Source organism: Paraburkholderia podalyriae (genome assembly GCF_014397785.1).
Lineage (GTDB): Bacteria > Pseudomonadota > Gammaproteobacteria > Burkholderiales > Burkholderiaceae > Paraburkholderia > Paraburkholderia podalyriae.
This window is the reverse complement of record NZ_VZQQ01000009.1, coordinates 210085-228040: the sequence shown is the minus strand read 5'-3', so window position 1 is coordinate 228040 and position 17956 is coordinate 210085. Positions and strand designations below refer to the sequence as shown.

Below are 17956 nucleotides of genomic sequence, written 5' to 3'. Positions count from 1 at the left end.
AAAGTCGCAGTGCGTTCAGCCATGCATGCGCGTGGACTTCAGTTGGCCAGGTGCGTCGCGCGCCGGCTCGAGTTCGCTCGCTTCGATATCTTCCAGCGAGCGGTTGCGCGTTTCGATGCCGAGGAAGAGCACCACGCACGCGCCGATCACCAGCACCGTCGTGGTCATCGCGAACACACCGAGGAAGCCGAACACCGGATAAATGAGGCCGACGAGGATCGGCGCGCTAACCGAGCCGATGCGGCCGAATGATGACGACGATCCAGTGCCCGTCGTGCGCACCGCGGTGGGAAACACTTCCGGCGTGTACGCGTAGACGCCGGCGAATGCGCCGTTCATGAAGAACGACAGCGCGATGCCCGCGGCCATGATCTGTATGCCGGTGTGAGAAAACGCGAGCGTGATCGCGGCAATGCCGCCGAACAGCATGTAGGAAGCGACCACCGCCTTGCGGCCGATCTTTTCGTTGAGCCACGCCGCCGAGAAGTAGCCGGGAATCTGCGCGCCATAGATCGCGATCGAATAGCCGAAGCTCCTGGTCAGCGTCAGTCCTTCCTTGACGAGCAGGCTCGGGATCCACGAGAAGAACGAGTAGTACGCGAACGCGACCGAGAACCACATCAGCCAGCTGACCGCGGTCGTGCGCGCGAGGCGCGGCGACCACAGCGCGAGCACGTTGCGCCACGCGTTGCCGCGCTTCGGCGCCGAGGCCGGCGTGGGCACTGCGTAAAGCGCGTTGCTTGCACTCACGGGCGCAAGCGCGATGCCGCGCTCGACGAACGCCGCTTCGATGCGGCCGACGATGCCGTTCGCCTCGGCCGCGCGGCCCTGGCTTTCGAGCCAGCGCGGCGATTCGGGCAGCGTCCGGCGCCACCACAGCAGCATCACGACCGGCAGCGACGTGATCACCGCCAGATAGCGCCAACCGTCGGCGAAGTTGCGCACCACCGCGAAGCCGAGAATCGACGAGGTCAGGTAGCCGAACGACATGAAGCCGACCAATGCGCCGCAGAAAATGCCGCGATAGCGGCGCGGCACGAACTCGGCGAGAAACGGCGCGATCACGACGGTTTCCGCGCCCGAGCCGAAGCCCGCGACGATGCGCAGCGCGAAGAACGTGTGCCAGTCCTGAGCGGTCGCGCTCGCGAGCGAGGCGACGCAATAAATGGCAAGCGCGCTCATCATGATGCGGCGGCGGCCGATCACGTCGGCGAGCACGCCTGACAGGAACGCGCCGAAGAAGTAGCCGATATACGTGCTGCTCGCGACGAGCCCGGTCTGAGCGCTCGTCAACTGCCACAGCTTGCTGATGACCGGCAACAGGAACGCGAGTGACGACGAATCGAGTCCGTCGAACATGTACCCCAGCCCGCCGATCAGCAGCAGTCTGCGATGAAAGCTCGACAAGGGAAGTCTTTCAAGACGGGCGGCGACGGCGGACACGGCAAGTTCTCCTGAAGGAAATGGCGCGGCGAGGTCGCGCGTTCTGTGCTGACGGCTGCTTCGGACCGCTTATCGGCCGATCGCATAGGCCTGCATCTGACGCGGCGTGGCTGCGCCTCGCAGCAGACCATTGCGGATACCGACCGCGCATACGCGGCCGAGCGCCCATGGCTCCGCGACGCTCAGGTCGTGGCCGCGCTTGCGCAGTTCGGCGAGCGTGCTGTCCGGAAAGCGCGACTCGGCCGACATCTTGCCGAGCTGCATCGCGCGCGGGTAAAACGAGCCGGGGAAGTGCGCGGTCTGAAACGACGGCGAATCGGCGGCGGCCTGGAGGTTCATGCCGCCGTGTACGTGCTTGAGGAACAGCTGCAGCGACCACTGATCCTGCTGGTCGCCCCCCGGCGTGCCGAAGGCCGCGTACGGCTTGCCGTCGCGCGTGACGAGCGTCGGCGACAGCGTGGTGCGCGGCCGGCGGCCCGGGCCGAGTGACGAAGGCAGGCCTTCTTCCATCCAGAACATCTGCGCGCGCGTGGTGACGTTAAAGCCAAGACCCGGCACCGCCGGTGACGCCTGCAGCCAGCCGCCCGACGGCGTGGCCGACACCATGTTGCCCCAGCGGTCGACCACGTCGAGATGCACGGTATCGCCGCGCAATTCCGGCAGCGGCGCAAAGGTGGGCTCACCCTGGCCGAAGCCGCCAGCCTGCTCGCGCCCGGCATTCGCGACGATCCGTGCGGCGCGCTGTTCGCTGTCGCCGAGCAGCCCGGCGCGGAATTCGAACGATGCGCGGCGCGGATCGATCAGACCGCGCCGCTCGTCGTTGTACGCGTCGCTGAGCAGCACGTCCATTGGCACATGCGAAAACGCCGGATCGCCGTAGAACACTTCGCGATCGGCGAACGCGAGCTTCGAGCACTCGATCACCGTGTGCACAAAATCGGGGCCGAGCGGGTCCATCGCGCCGAGATCGAAACCCTTCAGCAGCGCGAGCTGTTGCAGGAACATCGGGCCTTGGCCCCACGGGCCGGTTTTGTGCACGCGCATGCCCGCGTAGTCGTACGACACCGGTTCTTCGTAGGTCGGCTCCCAGCGCGCGAGATCGCCGGCGTCGAGCAGGCCGCTGTTGCGCAGGCCCGAGGTATCGAGCACGGCGGTCGAGCGGAAGTATTGGTCGATCGCGTCGGCGACGAAGCCGCGATAGAAAGCGTCACGCGCGCGTTCGCACTGCTCGGCGCGGTCGTTGCGCGTATTGGCCTCGCGCAAGATGCGCTTGTAGGTTTCGGCGATCGCGGGATTCGCGAACAGCTGGTTCGGCATGGGCGCTTCGCCGTTGCGCAGCCATTGCTCGGCCGAGGTGGTCCATTCGGTGCGAAAGAAGTCCTGAATCGCGAGAATCGACGACGCCATGCGCGGCAGCACCGGATAGCCGCTTTCGGCGTAACCGATCGCATAGCTCAGCACCTCTTCGAGCGGCAGTTGGCCGTAGTCGCGCAGCAGCGCCATCCACGCGCCGAACGCGCCCGGCACGACCGCGGGCAGCAGGCCCGTGCCCGGCACCACGTCGAGCCCCATCTTGCGCATCCGCTCGATGGTCATGCGCGCGGGCGTCACGCCCTGTCCGCACAGGATGCGCGCGCGTTCTTCCCGCGCGCTATAGAACACCACCGGCAACTCGCCGCCCGGACCGTTCAGATGCGGCTCGACGATCTGCAGGACGAAGCCGGCCGCGGCAGCGGCGTCGAACGCATTGCCGCCTTTTTCGAGGACCGCCATCGCCGATGCGCTCGCGAGCCAGTGCGTCGAGGCCACCATGCCGAAGGTGCCGATCAGTTCCGGGCGGGTTGTAAACGACATGCGCGACTCCTTGGCAACGATGGGTCCAAATGGCGGAACCAATAGCAAATGGTTCGACTGAGGAAAGTCAAAGCGTAAAACTAACGAAGTCCGGTTGCACCCGGTGTTAACCCTCGATGTCGTCCCGAGTATAGCGAATCAAAAATCGCCGGGTGCCGCTATGTCGAACTGCCGCGATTCTGCTATCGTTGAGACCAATATGAATTGGTTCGGTGAACGACATGGAAAAACCGGTACGGGATGCGCTGCTCGACTACATCGCCGAGCATCAGTTGAAGGACGGAGACGCGCTGCCGCCCGAAAGAAAGCTCGCCGAAGAACTGAACGTGAGCCGTCGCGAACTGCGCGCGGCGCTCGCTTCGTTCGAGGCGTCGGGCCGTGTGTGGCGCGGCGTCGGCCGCGGCACCTATCTGGGCGCGCGGCCACTGAAGTTCGCGCCGACGCTGCGTGGCTTGCGCGCGGGCGCGAGCCCTGCCGATATCGCCGAAATGCGGCTGATGTTCGAGCCGGCGCTGGCTGCGCTGGCCGCGACCAAAGCGAGCGGCGACGATCTGCAGGAGCTGGAGAAATGCGCACGCAAAAACGCCGCCGCGAAAAACGACGACGAGTGGCAGCAATGGGATCACCGCTTTCATTTGCTGATCGGCCATGCCACGCGTAATCCCGCATTGATCGCGTTGATGGAAGTGATCAACGGCATGCGCGTGAAACCCGAGGTTCGCGAGAAAACCTCCGCGCAGCAGACGCGGCAGTTTTTCGCGCAACAGCATCAGGCGATCGTGAATGCGCTGAAGTCGCGCGATGCGGACGCGGCCGCGCAATGCATGCGTGAGCATCTGCTGAGCGTGCAGTGGCGCGCGTCGGCGAAGACCGATGGAGCGGGCGTGCGGCGTGCGTGAGCTTGCCGTGATGCCGCGCCTCGATCAGGATGATTGAGATTTACTGGGCAAGCTTTCGGTTCAACCGGCGCATGCCATCGAATACCGCATCGGCCACATCCAGCGGAAAGTCGGCGGGCAATTGCGACGAGACTGTGTCGATCACCGTCTCTGTTTGCGCGGTCAACTCATCGATCAGCGAATCGACATCAGCGGCGGAAAAGCCGACCCGCTGTCCTTCGGCCACCCAATGCCGGCGCTGGATCTGATTGAGCAGGTAATGGACGTTTTTGCCGCGAACCGCCATCGCTAGTTTCACTTTTTGCGCCGCGAGGCGGCCCGCGCCACCGCCGATGATCGGATGGGCGGACAGCACGTCGTAAAGCGGCGTGGATTCGTATCGATTGGCGGGCAGATGAGCGATGCTGAAGTTCTTCGCGTGGCCATCGGTCGCGGCGAGCATCCAGAAGACCAGCTGCGTCGCGAAGAAATTGCGCCGGTCCGTCGCCGCGCGTGCGGACCCCGCGAGTATCTCCATGATCGCCTCGATGCCCGGACCGCCGTCGGACTCGTATTTGTGCAACGCCGAAGTGCCGGTGGCCTGGCACATGTCCTCCTGCGGCAGACGCACGATCCACGTGGCGTCGCTCGACAAACGGCGATCGAAGCGCTCGACGATCAATACTTTCTGCTCGTCGAATCGCGCGATTTCGCACTCCGAGACGGGGAGCCCATAGGCCGCGACGATCTGCGAGCAAAGCCATTCGTTTTCCACCGACGTGCGCATATCGGCGCGCATGTTGCCGACGAGTCCGAGCGGCAGCTTGAAGATGTGCGTGGTCGGCGTGCTGCCTTCGGGCAGCAGCCAGCGGTTGCGATGACGAAGCAGGGCGGTTTTCTCCTGCGCGCCGGCGATCGACAGACGCAGGTCTTCGAGCGGATCGTGCTGCCCGAGCGGCGCCGCCGACGTCGTACCGCGCAGCAGTGCGGCGATGTCGCTGTCGCCGAGTTCGCGGCCGTGGATGCTCATCAGATCGCTCGGTTCTTCGTCTGGCGGCAACAGTTGCAGCGCGCCGACGCAGTCGCGTCCGAGCGTGGCGAGCAACGCGAACGGCGCCGTGCTGCCGGTTCGGTAGCGCGCGGCGATGCGACGCCGGATCGGTTCGCTGTCGGGCAGCAGGTTATCGAAATAGTCGGCGACGATCTGACCGCGATACTGCTGATTGCCCGGCGTGAACGGCAGCGACAGCGATAGCGGCCGTCCTTGTGGATCGTCGATCCATTCGTCGAGGTAGGTCAGACGCTCGCCGCTGCGCGTCGTTTCCCAGCAGCCGACCTGCAAGCCGTTCATCCACAGGTTCAGGCGGTTCGGTGTGCTGCGCGCCATGCTTACCAGTCCTCCCGTTTCTTGCTGGTGCTGGCGGCTTTCGTAACCTTGACCGGTTTGACCGCATTCGGCTTGCGGGCGGCGCGGGTGGGTGTGGCGGCTTTGGCCCCAGTGCCCGATGCTTGCGGCTCGGCGCGGCGGGACCGGGTGCGGTTTGGCGGCGGCGCGACGTCTTCCGTGGCAACGCTTTGTGCCGGTTCGCTTTGCGTGAGCTTCAGATCGACCTGCAAGACCCGCAACACTCTGAAGAGCCGTTCAACGCTGACGGCCGCCGGATTCGCTTCGAGTTGCGCGTAGGTCTGTTGCGTGACGCCGAGATGCGCGGCCATCGCGGCCTGAGTGAGGGCGGCGGCCTTCCTGAAGCCCTGCAGGATCGGTCTGAGCTGGCTCAGTGTTTTGATGGCGTAGTCCACGGTCGATCTCCGGTTCGGCTTCGTCGGCGTAACAGATCAAAGCCTGTAGAAGGCGGATACAGTCTATACGCTGTATTCGACAAATACAAGCTAAAGACTGTCAATGATCAGCACCGGGCACGTTCGAAATGGTGTCCGGCTATCCGCGTCAGTAACGCAACTAACCGTCCGCCCGCCCTCACACAACCCTTCGCTGCTGCGCAGCCATCCGTCGTCAGCAAAGTGCGATCGACCGAGGGCCGTTCGGCGACAGGCGAAGGTGTGAGCCCACTCGATCAGCGTAAAGATGATGGACAAGCGCATCAATTAAAAATCGCATTTGTTTCACTATTGGTTGGTACTGCTACCAGACAAGAAACGCCTGGACCGGAAAAAGACAAATTCGAATCGTTATCAATTGACGACCTAATCAGGAAGCCAGTCATTCAGTCAGAAAAACATGTCTCGGATTCACAGACAGAACCCTGAATAGTCGTCGACGAGCAATCGATAGCAATATCAATAGCGCTCATCGAGAAGCGGATAACTGATGAGTGTTTACGCGCATTGCATCGCTTCCTTTCACACGCCGAATGCTATTTGACACAAATGTCACGTGACGTGCATCGAGCGGAAATGAGCTTGGAAATTACCGAAAAGGCTGTAGACTTTATACCGTGTCTGACGTGGCGAGGCCCGCATGAGTCCAGTCGTTGCGCGCATACAGCAGGGGCGAAAATCACTCCAATCCGTCGCGAGACCCTTCTGTCATCAAGGTGTCTATTCGCTGATGCAACCCAATGCCAATAGAACCCGAACCGACGAACCACGCCGAGCGTTGAACCGGAAAGGAGATTCGACGAGACCCAGAGACCAATCTTCCAAATAGCGCGATCGACGCCGCCGGATGCGGTCGCCGGCGGGCCGCTGGTGAACATAACTTCCCTGGAGTATGCGATGGCAATCAAACCACAATGGCGAACGCTGTTATCTCTGACTTTTCTGTCGTTGGCAATGATCGGCAACGTCGCGCGTGCGGAAAGCATTCCAATCGTCACGGGACAGCAATGGATGCAGTCGACCGATGAGCAGAAGAAAGCGTATCTGGTCGGTATCTCGAATGTGATCGACATCGAGCGCGCCTATGCCGGCAACATGGCGAACACCAATGACATCGCGCAGCGCTTCGGCAAGGGCATGCAGGGCCAGACGCTCGACAGCGTCCGTCAAGGCCTCGATGGCTACTACGCCGCCAATCCCACGATGATCCAGCACCCGGTGATCGAGACCCTCTGGTTCCAGATGGTCGTGCCCGGCCTGAAGAAAAATCAGTAAGGAGAACGATCATGAAACGACTTGGGTGGATTGTCAGTATTGGCGCGCTGGCTGCGATGATCGGTTGCACGGACATGAGCCCGCAGGCGCAAGGAACGATGAGCGGCGCGGCACTCGGCGCGGGTGCGGGCGCGGGCATCGCGGCGATCTCCGGCGGCGACGCATGGACCGGCGCGATCATCGGCGGCGCGGCGGGCGGCGTGGCCGGCAATATCCGCGGCCGTTAGTTAATGCATGCAGGCAAGGCCGAGGCGCGACGCGGGTGACGCCCCGGCTTTTCTTTACTGAACCGGGCGGCCAATGTGGCCTCGGTCAGGCGTCGCAGGGTCGTCGGTCGAGGCGATTTCGGAAGCGTTGCTGAAGGATCGTTCTTGCATCGGGCACGTCACCATTCCCGCGACGCCTCAAGAATTCCGTGCCGCTTTCCTCACAGCCTGCGAGCGGTGCAACCTTCATCTCATCAAGAGAACACGAATGCTGCGCACGTCAGTGAAGGTAATAAAGATAAGTGCATGGGTTCTGGTGCTGCTGGCGGTGCTCGCATTCGGCCTGCGCGCGTGGTATTCGCAGCGCGGACCGGAACTGTCGGTATGGCACACCTATGTGCCCCGCGAATTGACCGTCGAGGAAATGGACACCGCCGACTGGAACACGTACATCAAGGCGGAAAACCGGATTTTCGAAGACGTGCGCGTCAATGTCGTCGAAAAGCTGCGGCCTTCCGAGCGCATTCCGGCGAACCGTTATTACGAGGGCTCGCCGATCTTTCCGTGGCATTTCGCCGAAAACTGGAATCACTCGTACATTCTCGAACCGTCGGGGCCGCCCGTCGGCGCCGTCGTATTGCTGCACGGTATGACGGATGCGCCGTACAGTATGCGGCATATCGCGCGCCGTTATCGCGATCGCGGTTTCGTCGCGATCGGCATTCGCTTGCCGGGACATGGCACGGTGCCCGCGGGGCTCACCGACGTGCACTGGCAGGACTGGACCGCCGCCACGCGGCTCGCAGTGCGCGAAGCGCGCCGTCGCGTGGGGCCGGGTAAGCCGATCGAACTGGTCGGGTTTTCGAATGGCGGCGCGCTCGCGCTGCAATACGCGCTCGACGCGGTCGAGAGTCCCGCGCTCGCACGTCCGACGCGCGTCGTGCTGATCTCACCGATGATCGGCGTCACGCGTTACGCGCGTTTTGCCGGTCTCGCAGGATTGCCCGCAGTGCTGCCGGCCTTCGCGGGCGCCGCGTGGCTTGGCGTCGTCCCCGAGTTCAATCCGTTCAAGTACAACTCGTTTCCTGTAAATGGCGCGCGGCAGTCCTATCTCCTCACGAGCGTGATTCAGGAACAGATTACGCGGCTCGAGCGCGAGAACCGGCTCGATACGCTGCCGCCTATTCTGACCTTCCAGTCGGTGACGGATTTCACGGTGAGCACGCCCGCGGTGATGTCGTCGCTCTACGACAAGCTGCCTGAAAACGGCAGCGAAGTCGTGCTGTTCGACGTGAACCGCAGCGTGCGCTTCAGGACCTTTCTGCGCGTCGCGTCGTACACGGCGCTCTCGCGACTGCTGCGCACCGGTCCGCAGAACTACCGCACGACGGTGATCGCCAACGTGTCGCCGGACTCGGCGCATACCGTCGAGCGCAGTGTTTACGAAGGCGAAGTGCAAACGCGCGTCAGACCGCTGGACATCGATTATCCCCAGGATATTTTCTCGTTGTCGCATGTCGCGATTCCATTCCCGATCACCGACGCGCTGTACGGCATCGCGCCAGACGATTCGGAAAACTTCAACGAGAACCTCGGCACGCTCGCGCCGCGCGGCGAACGCGGCACGCTGATTCTGACGCTCGACTCGATGTTCCGCATCGCGTCGAATCCGTTTTTCCCGTATCTGCTGCAGCGTATCGATGAAGGCATCGGCAAGATGCCGCCGCCGGTCGTCAAGTCGCCGCCGCGCACGCATAAAACCGCGGATGGTCACCCCGACGATTTCGCTGATGATCTGAACGCGCTCGAACAGGTCGGCTCCGACGAGCCTTGACATGTCGATCGTTTGATCGAGCTGACGGCAATCGCTCAGCCGCCTTCGCGAGATGTAAGCAGATTGCCCGCCCACTACCGCGGGCCATCTGCTTTTGGGCTCGAAGATCGACGTTACGGCTGATAGGCCGAATCGACGATCGTCCACAGCGCCGCTTTCGGCTTCAGGTTGGCATCGAACGGCAGTGGCAGGTTGTTGCGCGGCACCGGCGTCGACGTCAGCCACGTGTGCTTGTCCGAGTAGCCCCAGAACGTCACCGCCTTGATACTCGACTCCTGCTCGAACAGAGCGAACACCGCGCGATAGCGTTCGGCCTGCGCGCGCATGATGTCGTTCGGCACCGGATGGCCGAGGTCCGGCAGACATGCATGCGGATTGCTCCAGCATTCACCCGGATCGGTGTAGAGACTGACGTCGAGTTCGGTGATCTGATTTTCGAGGCCGAGCGCGGCGACGTCGTCGAATGCCTGCTTGATGTTCGACAGCGGTGGCCAGTTCACGCTGATGTGCATTTGATGCCCGACACCGTCGATCGGCACGCCCTGTACACGCAAATCGCGGATCACCGCGAACAGCTTCGCGCGCTTGCGCGGATCGTCGGTGTTGTACTCGTTGATATAGAGCTTCACCCCCGGGTCCGCCGCGCGCGCCGCGCGGAATGCGATCGCGATGTAGTCCTTGCCGAGCGCGCGATACCACGGACTGTCTTCGCGATATAGCTGATGCGGGTCGTCGCTAATCACTTCGTTGACAACGTCCCACGCATAGACTTTGCCTCGGAAGTGTGTAACGACGTCGGTTACATATCGATCGAGCCGTTTCGCGACGATGTCGTGATAGTGCGGATCGCTCGGATCGCCGGCGAAGAACCAGTCCGGCGCCTCAGTCCAGTCGCCGGCCTTGAAGTGCCACACGAGCGTGTGGCCACGCACCGCGATGCCGTGCGCCTGCGCGAACGCGACGATCCTGTCGGCCGGCTGGAAATTGTACTTTCCTTGCGCGACGCCGATCGTCCCCGGCTTCATCTTGTTCTCGGCGGTCAGGCTCGAGAAATGCGCGGCGATGAGCGCCGCGTCGGCGGGACTATCGATCGAATCAGGCTCGATCGCCGTGCCGACCTTGAAGTGCTCGGTCATCACATTGCGTAGTGGCGGCAGCGCTTCGGCGGGCGCCGCGGCGAGCGGCGGGCCGTCTTGAGCGGTGCTCGCCTGGTTGTGCGCGCAGCCCGCGGTCCATGCGAGCGCGCAAACGGCGCCGGCTGCGCAGAGCCTGTGCATCGAAGTTCTCAAAGGCCCCACCCTTGGTCTCCTTACGATGGAATGCGGTTCGGGTGTTCTTCTAACTACCCGTAACGTTATCGGTAACAACGCGGAATGCTAACTAACGCACCTCGGTCCCGCCATGAGGGATTTACCTGACATATCAAAGAGACGATGCAAGGGAATGAGCGTCGGGTCGACCGAGTGGATCCGACGTGGATTTGAAAGCGCTTTCAGATGGAGGTAGCAGCGACCGTACGCGCGACGAACTGCGCGAAACAGAACGCCAGTCACTCAACCACAACTGGCGAGACAAGGAAACCGAAGCCCTTCAACGCGCGGAATGCATCGATCGTCGTCCGCGCGGCGATTCAGCCTGATTTCAATGCCCGTTCAACGAGCCGCCGTCGGGTGACAGCCGGTTGTCCACCGAAGTGACGCCGGGCACCGACATCGCACTCTGTTCGGCACGAGCAACGTGTTCCCGCTCCGGCACCCATCCGACCAGCGTGACCTGGCCCGAGTGCGCAAAGACAAACACATGTGACATCCCGACGCCGCTACGCGCCTCGGCGACGCGCACGCTATGGGCGAGTTCTTGGTCTGTCGCCTGAGACGCCTGGGCATGGGCCCCCGGCGCGATTGCGCTTGAAATGAGCAACGCGAGTGTAGAAACAAGGGCTGTTTTCACGATACCTCCTGACAAGTACCAAGGTGTGCCGGCAAGTTCCGCCGGCAAATCTTCCGATCCCACTCGATGCGAGGGCACGGAAGGGCGTCGGACAAAATCCTCTTTCCGCTGCGTGCGTCGCGGTTGTCGCGCCTGCGCGTCGAGGTTTTGCCGGTCGGGCGATGGGCGGTCGTGCCGTCGCCCGTAGAAAAGTCGGCAAGAGCAGCGTGTTCGAGCGGGACGTCGCGTGCGCGGCGTGGCGGGCGAACAGCGAGAGCCGAGGGCTGGGAGCTGGCTGGAGCGTTCGTGTTGAAGCGCGAGAGCCAGACCGATGCGCTGGCAGTCCCGCACTCAGCCTGCTACGCGGCTGAGCCCGGCTCGTTGCCCGGCATCGTATGCATTGATGATAGTCGCTAATGTCCGCGCCTGCTGGCGGCTCCGACGCTGGTTCGTCAAGATGAAACCGGCCATGCAAGCGAGGCAGGTCGTTGTGTCTTCACAACATCAAGCACGATTTTTTTCTTGCATTTGGGCGAGTTTCCCCTCTTAAGCAAGCGCTGAGCGACGCGGGACGGCATTCGAGCATCGTTTCGGTGTGTGGACTCAAACGTGTTTCCGGCGCTTGTGACCATCACGGAATGGTCACAAAGCAGGGTGCTACTGCGGGATCGAACGGCGCGCAACTGTTATCGATAACAGCGTTTTCCCTGAGCCGCTAGTTCGATGCGCGGCGCAAGGTCCATCCCTATAATCGCCTCGAAATGTGAAGGCAAGCATTTCGGCAAGAGGGGAAACGTGTGAGAACACGTGCGTCCTGAGCGGCTTGGAGACGCCAAAATATATATAGGATATCTAAATGGATAAGAAGGTTATTGCTGTGTCTTTGATGGCAGCTGTGACGACGGTGGCCCATGCCCAGAGCAGCGTCACGTTGTACGGCCGTATCGATAACGGCATTCAGTTTGAAACCGGCCTCCCGGGCGGCCACGCGTGGGCAGCCCAAAGCGGCGACTGGGGTTGCTCGTGGTTCGGCTTGCAGGGCGCCGAAGATATCGGCGGCGGTACGAAGACCGTCTTCCAGCTCGAAGGTCAGCTCAATACGATGACCGGTGCATCGGCGGGCAATCTGTTCGGCCGCCACGCGACGGTGGGCCTGACGAACGACCACTGGGGTTTGTTCAAGATCGGTAACCTCGGCGCCGGCGAACTGGCGCAGGACAGCTGGGGCACCGACCCGCAGGTGATGCAGCGCTACGCGATCTCGACACTGGTGCGCGGCCGCAACTGGACGAGCACCAGCAACGGCGCAGAGTACAACTCGCCGGTGCTGTTCGGCGGCCTCGTGCTGAAGGGCCAGTATTCGCTGACCAACAACACGAGCTGGAACTCGGCGCCCGTCAACTCGGCTGGCGTGCCGACCGGCCAGGGCCGTACGAACGCGGTCGAAGGCATTTATACGTGGGGCAACGGCGATGTCCGCGTGATCTATGACGAAGTGCGTGGCGCCAACGGCTCATTCAACAACGTCTACTCGGCTTCGCGGATGGCCCTTGTCGGCGGCACGTACGTGATCGGTCCGGTGAAGCTGTATGCCGGTTACCAGCACCTGAGCGCGCCTGACGCGACCAACGCCAGCGTGGGCGTGAGCGATGCATCGCAGCCGCTCGGCGTGAGCGCGCCGACGAGCGTGAACCACGAATGGTTCGGCGCCGCATGGCAGGTCACGACGGCCACGGCAGTGACGGGTGCGGTCTATCACGCGAACGCGAACAACGGCAACGGCAACGGGACGTTGTTCACGCTTGCCGCGACGTACGCGCTGTCGAAGCGCACGTTCGTGTACACGGAAGCCGGCTACGTGCACAACAGCTCGACGTCGAACCTGAACCTCGGCAACGGGCCGTACGGCAACAACAACTTCAATCCGGTGACGGGTACGTCGTCGAACAGCAACCCGAACTATGGTCATAGCCAGACCGGCGTTTTCGCCGGGATCATGACCTCGTTCTGAGTTGAGGTTGCCTGATCAGCAATCGCAGTGATCTCTTTGTTTCAAGGACTGTTTATTTCTCTTTCATAGAGAGGCCGGTGCGACGCCTCCTCCACCCTCGTCGCATCGGCTGTTTTTTCTATTTTTCGGATTCGTCACCGGACGCATAGCGCTTGCTCGTATTTGAAAGCGCTTTCAACACAGGATTCAGGCAGAACTCATGACCGACGACGGCTCAAACGACAAACCCGGCGCGCCGAAGGTACCCCACGTGCCGGTTGCGCCCAACGTGACGCTCGAAGCCATCGCGCGTGCGGCCGGTGTTTCTCCGAGCACCGTATCGCGGATCCTGAACGGTTCTGCGCGTGTGCTTCCCGCCAAGCAGCAGGCGGTGGAAGAGGCGATCGCGCGTTTCAACTATCGGCCCAACGTGCTCGCGCGCAGTCTTGCGAGCGGCCGGACCGAGACGATCGGCGTGCTGACGCAGGCGGTGTCGAGCCCGTTTTACGCCGAGTGGCTGCGCGGCATCGAAGAGGCGCTGTACGAGCCGGGCTTTACGCCGATTTTTGTCAGCAGCCGCTGGAACATCGACGACGAAAAGGCACGCCTCGAGCAGTTCATCGCGCGGCGCGTCGACGGAATCATCCTGCTGCACGCGCAACTCGATGAGCCGACGTTGACCGACTACTCGCGGCACGCGCCGATGCTCGTGCTCGGCCGCTCGGTACAAAACAGCGCGATGCTCGCGGGCCTGCCAATCGACAACATGCAGGGTGCGCGCGACGCGACCCGTCATCTGATCGAGCAAGGCCATCGCGAGATCGCGTTCATCGCCGGGCCGGCCAGTCACGACGACGCGATCGAGCGCCTGGAGGGCTACCGGAGCGCGCTCGAGGAAGCGGGTATTGGCTTCGATGCGGATCTCGTCGAGCAGGGCGATTACCTCGAAACGGGCGGCGCCGCCGCGATGGAGCGTTTGATGGCTCGCCATCCGTCGTTCAGCGCGGTCTTCTGCGCGAACGATCAGACCGCATACGGCGCGCGGCTCGCGATGTTCCGCCGCGGCGTGCGGGTGCCGGACGACGTGTCGCTGGTCGGCTTCGATGATCTGCCGACTTCGTCGTACATGACGCCACCTTTGACGACGGTGCGCCAGCCGACTTATGAAATCGGCCGCCTCGCCGCGCAGGGCATCGTGCAGATGATCCGCAAGCAGTCGATCGCGCTCAGTCCGATCCCGCTCACGCTCGTGACGCGCGAAACGACGCGACGCATAACGCCGCCGCTCAAGCGGGGAGATACGCGTACGTAGCGGTTTTTTTTCGCCCTGGCGTGAAAGCGCTTTCAGGCAGCAGCAGGCAACAAGCAGCAAGCAAAGCAGCAACAAAAGACAACAGGGGAAGTAGGTCGCAGCAACCGGTAGTCATCGAATGCAATTCAAACAGGGTTCTTCAGGAGACGAGTAATGAAATTCCGCTTTTCAGGCTCTGCCGCCGCCGTTCTGCTCAGCTTGGCCGCAGTCGGCGCGCATGCCAACACCACGTTGACGGTCGCGGTCTTTCCGAAGCTGGATCAGGAAATCAAGGACGCGCTTCTGGCGTGGAAGAAGCTGCATCCGGACGTCGACATCAAGGTGTCGGCGCTGGCGATCGCCGATCACCACAATGCGATGACCACCGCGCTCGCGACGAACTCCGATCTGCCCGACGTGATGGCGGTCGAGGTCGGCTTTATCGGCCGCTTCGCCGCGGGCGGCGGTCTCGAAGATTTGTCGAAGGCGCCGTACAACGCCGGCCAGTACAAGAGCCAGTTCATCAACTACACGTTCGCGCAGGCGACCACGCAGGATGGCACAATCGTCGGCATGCCGGCTGACATCGGTCCCGGCACGCTGTTCTATCGCAAGGACATCCTCGACAAGGCGGGTGTGACCGAAGCCGACCTGACGAAGTCGTGGGACTCGTATCTGGCGGCCGGCGCGAAGATCAAGAAGGCGACGGGCGCGTACCTGATGGCATCGTCGCGCGACATCGAGGACATCTACATTCGCGCCGACCTGAAGGAAGGCGATGGCGTGTATTTCGACAAGGCCGGCAATCCGGTCGTCACGTCGCCGCGTTTCGTGAAGGCGTTCGAGCTCGCGAAGAAAGCACGCGACCTCGGTCTCGACGCGAAGATCACGCCCTGGTCGAACGAATGGGCCGAAAGCTTCAAGCGCGGGACCGTCTCGACGCAGATGATGGGCGCGTGGCTCGGTGGTCACCTGTCGTCGTGGATCGCACCGGACACGAAGGGTCTGTGGCGCGCGGCCAATCTGCCGAACAACGCGTACGCATCGTTCGGCGGCACGTTCTACTCGATTCCGGCGAAAGCGACGCAAAAGCCGATGTCGTGGGAATTCATCAAGTTCCTGACGACGCGCCAGGACACGCAGCTCGCATCGTTCCGTTCGATCGACGCATTCCCCGCGCTGCTCGCCGCGCAGAACGATACGTTCTTCGCGGAGCCGGTCACGTTCCTCGGCAACGAGAAAGCGCGTCTGATCTGGCGCGATGCGGCCTCGCACATCCCGGCGATCCAGCGCAGCAAGTATGACCAGGTCGCCGAGGAAGCGGTGCACTCGGCGCTCGACAAGGTCGTCGACGACGGCGAAGACGTGCATACCGCGCTGCAGGAAGCGCAGGACCAGATCGCGCACCGGGTCCGTCGTTAAGCGATGTCGATGCCAGGTCGCGGCACGCTGCATGCCGCGACCGGCGTGTGCCGCGATGCGCTGCAAGTCTGCTGCAAACAGCGTGGCCGGTGATCGACCGCGGCCACGCCCGACTGGACGGAACTATTGATGAACACTCCCCTGCCCACGACCGAAGAGGTCGCCCGCGACGCGCGCGCGAGCGGTGTGTTGAGCTCGCCCCCACCGTTCGCCGCGCCGCGCAAAGCTTCGCGGCTCGATCCGGTGAAGGTCGCGCCCTACCTGTTTCTCGGTCCGTTTTTTCTGCTGTTCGCGCTGTTCATGGCGTTCCCTCTGCTGTTTTCGCTGTACCTGTCGTTCCAGAGCTGGGACGCGACAGCGGGGCTCGCCAGCATGAAGTGGGTGGGTCTGTCGAACTTCACGTTCACGCTGACCGACCCGTGGTACTGGAAGTCGCTGTACAACACCGCGTCGATGGCGATCATGTCCGGCGTGCCGCAGCATCTGGTGGCGCTGCCGCTCGCGTTCTTTCTGCAAACCGCGTTTCGCCGCTGGCGCAACCTGGTGGTCGGCCTGTACTTCCTGCCGTTCATCACGTCGAGTGTCGCGATCGCGCTGATCTTCTCGTCGCTGTATTCGACCGACTTCGGCATGATCAACCTCGCAATCGCCGAGCTCGGCAAGCTGCCCGGCTTGCACTGGATCGTCCCCGTGCATCCGATCGAGTGGCTGTATAGCCCGAAGAACGTCAAGCCGGCGGTGTCGGTGGTGATCTTCTGGCGGTATGTCGGCTGGAACACGGTGCTGTATCTGTCGGCATTGCAAACCATTCCGAAGGACCTGTACGAGGCCGCGCGCATCGACGGCGCAAACGGCTGGCAGCAGTTCACGCGCATCACTATTCCATTGATCAAGCCGATGATTTTCTTCGCGGTCACGCTGTCGATCATCGGTGGGCTGCAACTGTTCGAAGAGCCGTTCATCCTGCTGCCGAACGAAGGCATGGGAACGAGCCAGTCCGGTCTGACGACGGCCGTCTATATGTATCGCACCGCATTCCACGACGGCGATTTCGGCACCGCGAGTTCGATCGCATGGCTGCTGTTCATTTCGATCGGCGCGTTGATGTGGTTGAACACGCGCATCTTTCACCGCAGCGGCATGAACGAGGAGACACAGCGATGAAATCGTCGAACGACAAGGGCCGTTATCTCGGCTACGCGATCGTGGTGGCGGGCGCGCTGCTGATGTTCTCGCCGTTTTACTTCATGTTCGTGTTCGCGACGCACACGAGCTCCGAGATCTTCTCGATGCCGCCGCCGCTGTGGTTCGGCAGCGCGTTTCTCGACAACATGGCCTCGCTGATGCGGCACATTCCGTTCTGGCGCAATCTCGGCTGGAGCTTCTATACGGCCACGATGCAAACCGTGCTGACGCTGCTGGTCACGTCGATGGCGGGATACGCGTTCGCGATGTACGAGTTCCGCTTCAAGAAGACGCTGTTCGCGATCGCGCTGACCGCGATGCTGGTGCCGCCGTTCCTCAGCATGATTCCGACCTTCATGACGATGAACCTGCTGGGGTGGATCGATCAGCCGCGCGCGCTGTACGTGCCAGGCGCTGCCGCCGCGCTCGGCGTGTTCCTGATGCGCCAGTACGTCGCCGCGGCGATTCCGTCGGAGCTGATCGAGGCGGCGCGCATCGACGGCTGCGGCGAATTCCGCATCTACTGGAGCATCGTGATGCCGCTACTGGGACCGGCGCTGGGCACGCTTGGACTGATCAGCTTCATTCAGGCGTGGAACAACTTTCTGTCGGCGCTCGTCGTGCTGCGTTCGCCGTCGATGTACACGCTGCCGCTCGCGCTGCGCATTCTGCAAAGCCCGACCAATTCGGATTGGGGCGCGGTGATGGCGGGCTCCGCGGTCGCGGTGCTGCCGCTGCTGGTGCTGTTCGCGTTCACCTCGCGGCGTTTGATAGACGGTCTGACGACCGGCGCAGTCAAGGCTTGAGATT

At 62.6% G+C, this 17956-nt stretch carries 17 protein-coding genes; 11 read left to right on the top strand and 6 right to left on the bottom strand.

Annotation, left to right across the window (positions count from 1 at the left end; all coding sequences use genetic code 11):
• Window positions 1-15: 15 nt before the first annotated feature.
• Together F6X42_RS13530 and F6X42_RS13525 are read right to left on the bottom strand one after the other, a co-directional pair.
• Window positions 16-1443 (bottom strand): MFS transporter, encoded by a 1428-nt coding sequence (locus F6X42_RS13530; protein ID WP_187634695.1) that lies wholly within the window; start codon window positions 1441-1443, stop codon window positions 16-18.
• 69 nt (window positions 1444-1512) lie between these two features.
• Entirely contained in the window at window positions 1513-3297 is a 1785-nt protein-coding gene (locus tag F6X42_RS13525) for a gamma-glutamyltransferase family protein (RefSeq protein WP_187634694.1), read from the bottom strand.
• 221 nt (window positions 3298-3518) lie between these two features.
• On the opposite strand from F6X42_RS13525, the gene F6X42_RS13520 reads away from it, so the two are divergent.
• Entirely contained in the window at window positions 3519-4196 is a 678-nt protein-coding gene (locus F6X42_RS13520) for a FadR/GntR family transcriptional regulator (RefSeq protein ID WP_187634693.1), read from the top strand.
• Window positions 4197-4236: 40 nt separating this feature from the next.
• On the opposite strand, the gene F6X42_RS13515 is transcribed toward F6X42_RS13520, so the two are convergent.
• Both F6X42_RS13515 and F6X42_RS13510 read right to left on the bottom strand, forming a co-directional pair.
• The gene (locus tag F6X42_RS13515) at window positions 4237-5562 is read right to left on the bottom strand and encodes a type II toxin-antitoxin system HipA family toxin (protein WP_187634692.1); all 1326 of its coding nucleotides are present in this window, start codon (window positions 5560-5562) and stop codon (window positions 4237-4239) included.
• Between the two features lie 2 nt (window positions 5563-5564).
• Window positions 5565-5975 carry a helix-turn-helix domain-containing protein gene (locus F6X42_RS13510; RefSeq protein WP_187634691.1) on the bottom strand — a complete coding sequence of 137 codons (411 nt, stop codon included), beginning with the start codon at window positions 5973-5975 and terminating at the stop codon, window positions 5565-5567.
• Window positions 5976-6236: 261 nt separating this feature from the next.
• On the opposite strand from F6X42_RS13510, the gene F6X42_RS13505 reads away from it, so the two are divergent.
• The 4 genes from F6X42_RS13505 to F6X42_RS13490 all read left to right on the top strand — a co-directional run bounded on the left by F6X42_RS13505 (window position 6237) and on the right by F6X42_RS13490 (window position 9329).
• A complete protein-coding gene (locus F6X42_RS13505) occupies window positions 6237-6443 on the top strand; it encodes a hypothetical protein (protein WP_187634690.1) in 207 nt (68 codons plus the stop codon).
• Window positions 6444-6911: 468 nt separating this feature from the next.
• Window positions 6912-7289 (top strand): hypothetical protein, encoded by a 378-nt coding sequence (locus tag F6X42_RS13500; protein ID WP_187634689.1) that lies wholly within the window; start codon window positions 6912-6914, stop codon window positions 7287-7289.
• A gap of 11 nt (window positions 7290-7300) precedes the next feature.
• Window positions 7301-7516, top strand: coding sequence for a YMGG-like glycine zipper-containing protein (locus tag F6X42_RS13495; RefSeq protein ID WP_187634688.1), 216 nt, complete (start codon window positions 7301-7303; stop codon window positions 7514-7516).
• 247 nt (window positions 7517-7763) lie between these two features.
• On the top strand, window positions 7764-9329 hold the full coding sequence (locus F6X42_RS13490) for an alpha/beta hydrolase (protein WP_187634687.1): 1566 nt from the start codon (window positions 7764-7766) through the stop codon (window positions 9327-9329).
• Between the two features lie 113 nt (window positions 9330-9442).
• On the opposite strand, the gene F6X42_RS13485 is transcribed toward F6X42_RS13490, so the two are convergent.
• Window positions 9443-10606, bottom strand: a complete 1164-nt coding sequence (locus F6X42_RS13485; protein WP_187634686.1) for an endo-1,4-beta-xylanase — start codon at window positions 10604-10606, stop codon at window positions 9443-9445.
• Between the two features lie 197 nt (window positions 10607-10803).
• On the opposite strand from F6X42_RS13485, the gene F6X42_RS13480 reads away from it, so the two are divergent.
• Window positions 10804-10968 carry a hypothetical protein gene (locus F6X42_RS13480; RefSeq protein WP_187634685.1) on the top strand — a complete coding sequence of 55 codons (165 nt, stop codon included), beginning with the start codon at window positions 10804-10806 and terminating at the stop codon, window positions 10966-10968.
• 2 nt (window positions 10969-10970) lie between these two features.
• Here F6X42_RS13480 and F6X42_RS13475 read toward each other — a convergent pair whose 3' ends face one another.
• On the bottom strand, window positions 10971-11279 hold the full coding sequence (locus F6X42_RS13475) for a BON domain-containing protein (protein ID WP_187634684.1): 309 nt from the start codon (window positions 11277-11279) through the stop codon (window positions 10971-10973).
• Between the two features lie 835 nt (window positions 11280-12114).
• Between F6X42_RS13475 and F6X42_RS13470 the strand changes: the two genes are divergently transcribed.
• The 5 genes from F6X42_RS13470 (at window position 12115) to F6X42_RS13450 (ending at window position 17952) form a co-directional block, all read left to right on the top strand.
• A complete protein-coding gene (locus F6X42_RS13470) occupies window positions 12115-13269 on the top strand; it encodes a porin (RefSeq protein WP_187634683.1) in 1155 nt (384 codons plus the stop codon).
• A gap of 199 nt (window positions 13270-13468) precedes the next feature.
• The gene (locus F6X42_RS13465; RefSeq protein ID WP_187634682.1) at window positions 13469-14560 is read left to right on the top strand and encodes a LacI family DNA-binding transcriptional regulator; all 1092 of its coding nucleotides are present in this window, start codon (window positions 13469-13471) and stop codon (window positions 14558-14560) included.
• A 153-nt stretch (window positions 14561-14713) separates the two neighbouring features.
• Window positions 14714-15961, top strand: a complete 1248-nt coding sequence (locus F6X42_RS13460) for an ABC transporter substrate-binding protein (RefSeq protein ID WP_187634681.1) — start codon at window positions 14714-14716, stop codon at window positions 15959-15961.
• Between the two features lie 129 nt (window positions 15962-16090).
• Window positions 16091-17125 carry a carbohydrate ABC transporter permease gene (locus F6X42_RS13455; protein ID WP_187634680.1) on the top strand — a complete coding sequence of 345 codons (1035 nt, stop codon included), beginning with the start codon at window positions 16091-16093 and terminating at the stop codon, window positions 17123-17125.
• Window positions 17122-17952 (top strand): carbohydrate ABC transporter permease, encoded by an 831-nt coding sequence (locus F6X42_RS13450; protein WP_187634679.1) that lies wholly within the window; start codon window positions 17122-17124, stop codon window positions 17950-17952. The genes F6X42_RS13455 and F6X42_RS13450 overlap by 4 nt, the downstream gene beginning before the upstream one ends.
• Window positions 17953-17956: the final 4 nt, after the last annotated feature.

Excerpts from the sequence above, each read along its gene's own strand:
- F6X42_RS13525 (WP_187634694.1), bottom strand. The coding sequence starts at position 3,297 with ATGTCGTTTACAACCCGCCCGGAACTGATCGGCACCTTCGGCATGGTG.
- F6X42_RS13520 (WP_187634693.1), top strand. The coding sequence starts at position 3,519 with ATGGAAAAACCGGTACGGGATGCGCTGCTCGACTACATCGCCGAGCAT.
- F6X42_RS13515 (WP_187634692.1), bottom strand. The coding sequence starts at position 5,562 with ATGGCGCGCAGCACACCGAACCGCCTGAACCTGTGGATGAACGGCTTG.
- F6X42_RS13500 (WP_187634689.1), top strand. The coding sequence starts at position 6,912 with ATGGCAATCAAACCACAATGGCGAACGCTGTTATCTCTGACTTTTCTG.
- F6X42_RS13495 (WP_187634688.1), top strand. The coding sequence starts at position 7,301 with ATGAAACGACTTGGGTGGATTGTCAGTATTGGCGCGCTGGCTGCGATG.
- F6X42_RS13490 (WP_187634687.1), top strand. The coding sequence starts at position 7,764 with ATGCTGCGCACGTCAGTGAAGGTAATAAAGATAAGTGCATGGGTTCTG.
- F6X42_RS13485 (WP_187634686.1), bottom strand. The coding sequence starts at position 10,606 with ATGCACAGGCTCTGCGCAGCCGGCGCCGTTTGCGCGCTCGCATGGACC.
- F6X42_RS13470 (WP_187634683.1), top strand. The coding sequence starts at position 12,115 with ATGGATAAGAAGGTTATTGCTGTGTCTTTGATGGCAGCTGTGACGACG.
- F6X42_RS13465 (WP_187634682.1), top strand. The coding sequence starts at position 13,469 with ATGACCGACGACGGCTCAAACGACAAACCCGGCGCGCCGAAGGTACCC.
- F6X42_RS13460 (WP_187634681.1), top strand. The coding sequence starts at position 14,714 with ATGAAATTCCGCTTTTCAGGCTCTGCCGCCGCCGTTCTGCTCAGCTTG.
- F6X42_RS13455 (WP_187634680.1), top strand. The coding sequence starts at position 16,091 with ATGAACACTCCCCTGCCCACGACCGAAGAGGTCGCCCGCGACGCGCGC.
- F6X42_RS13450 (WP_187634679.1), top strand. The coding sequence starts at position 17,122 with ATGAAATCGTCGAACGACAAGGGCCGTTATCTCGGCTACGCGATCGTG.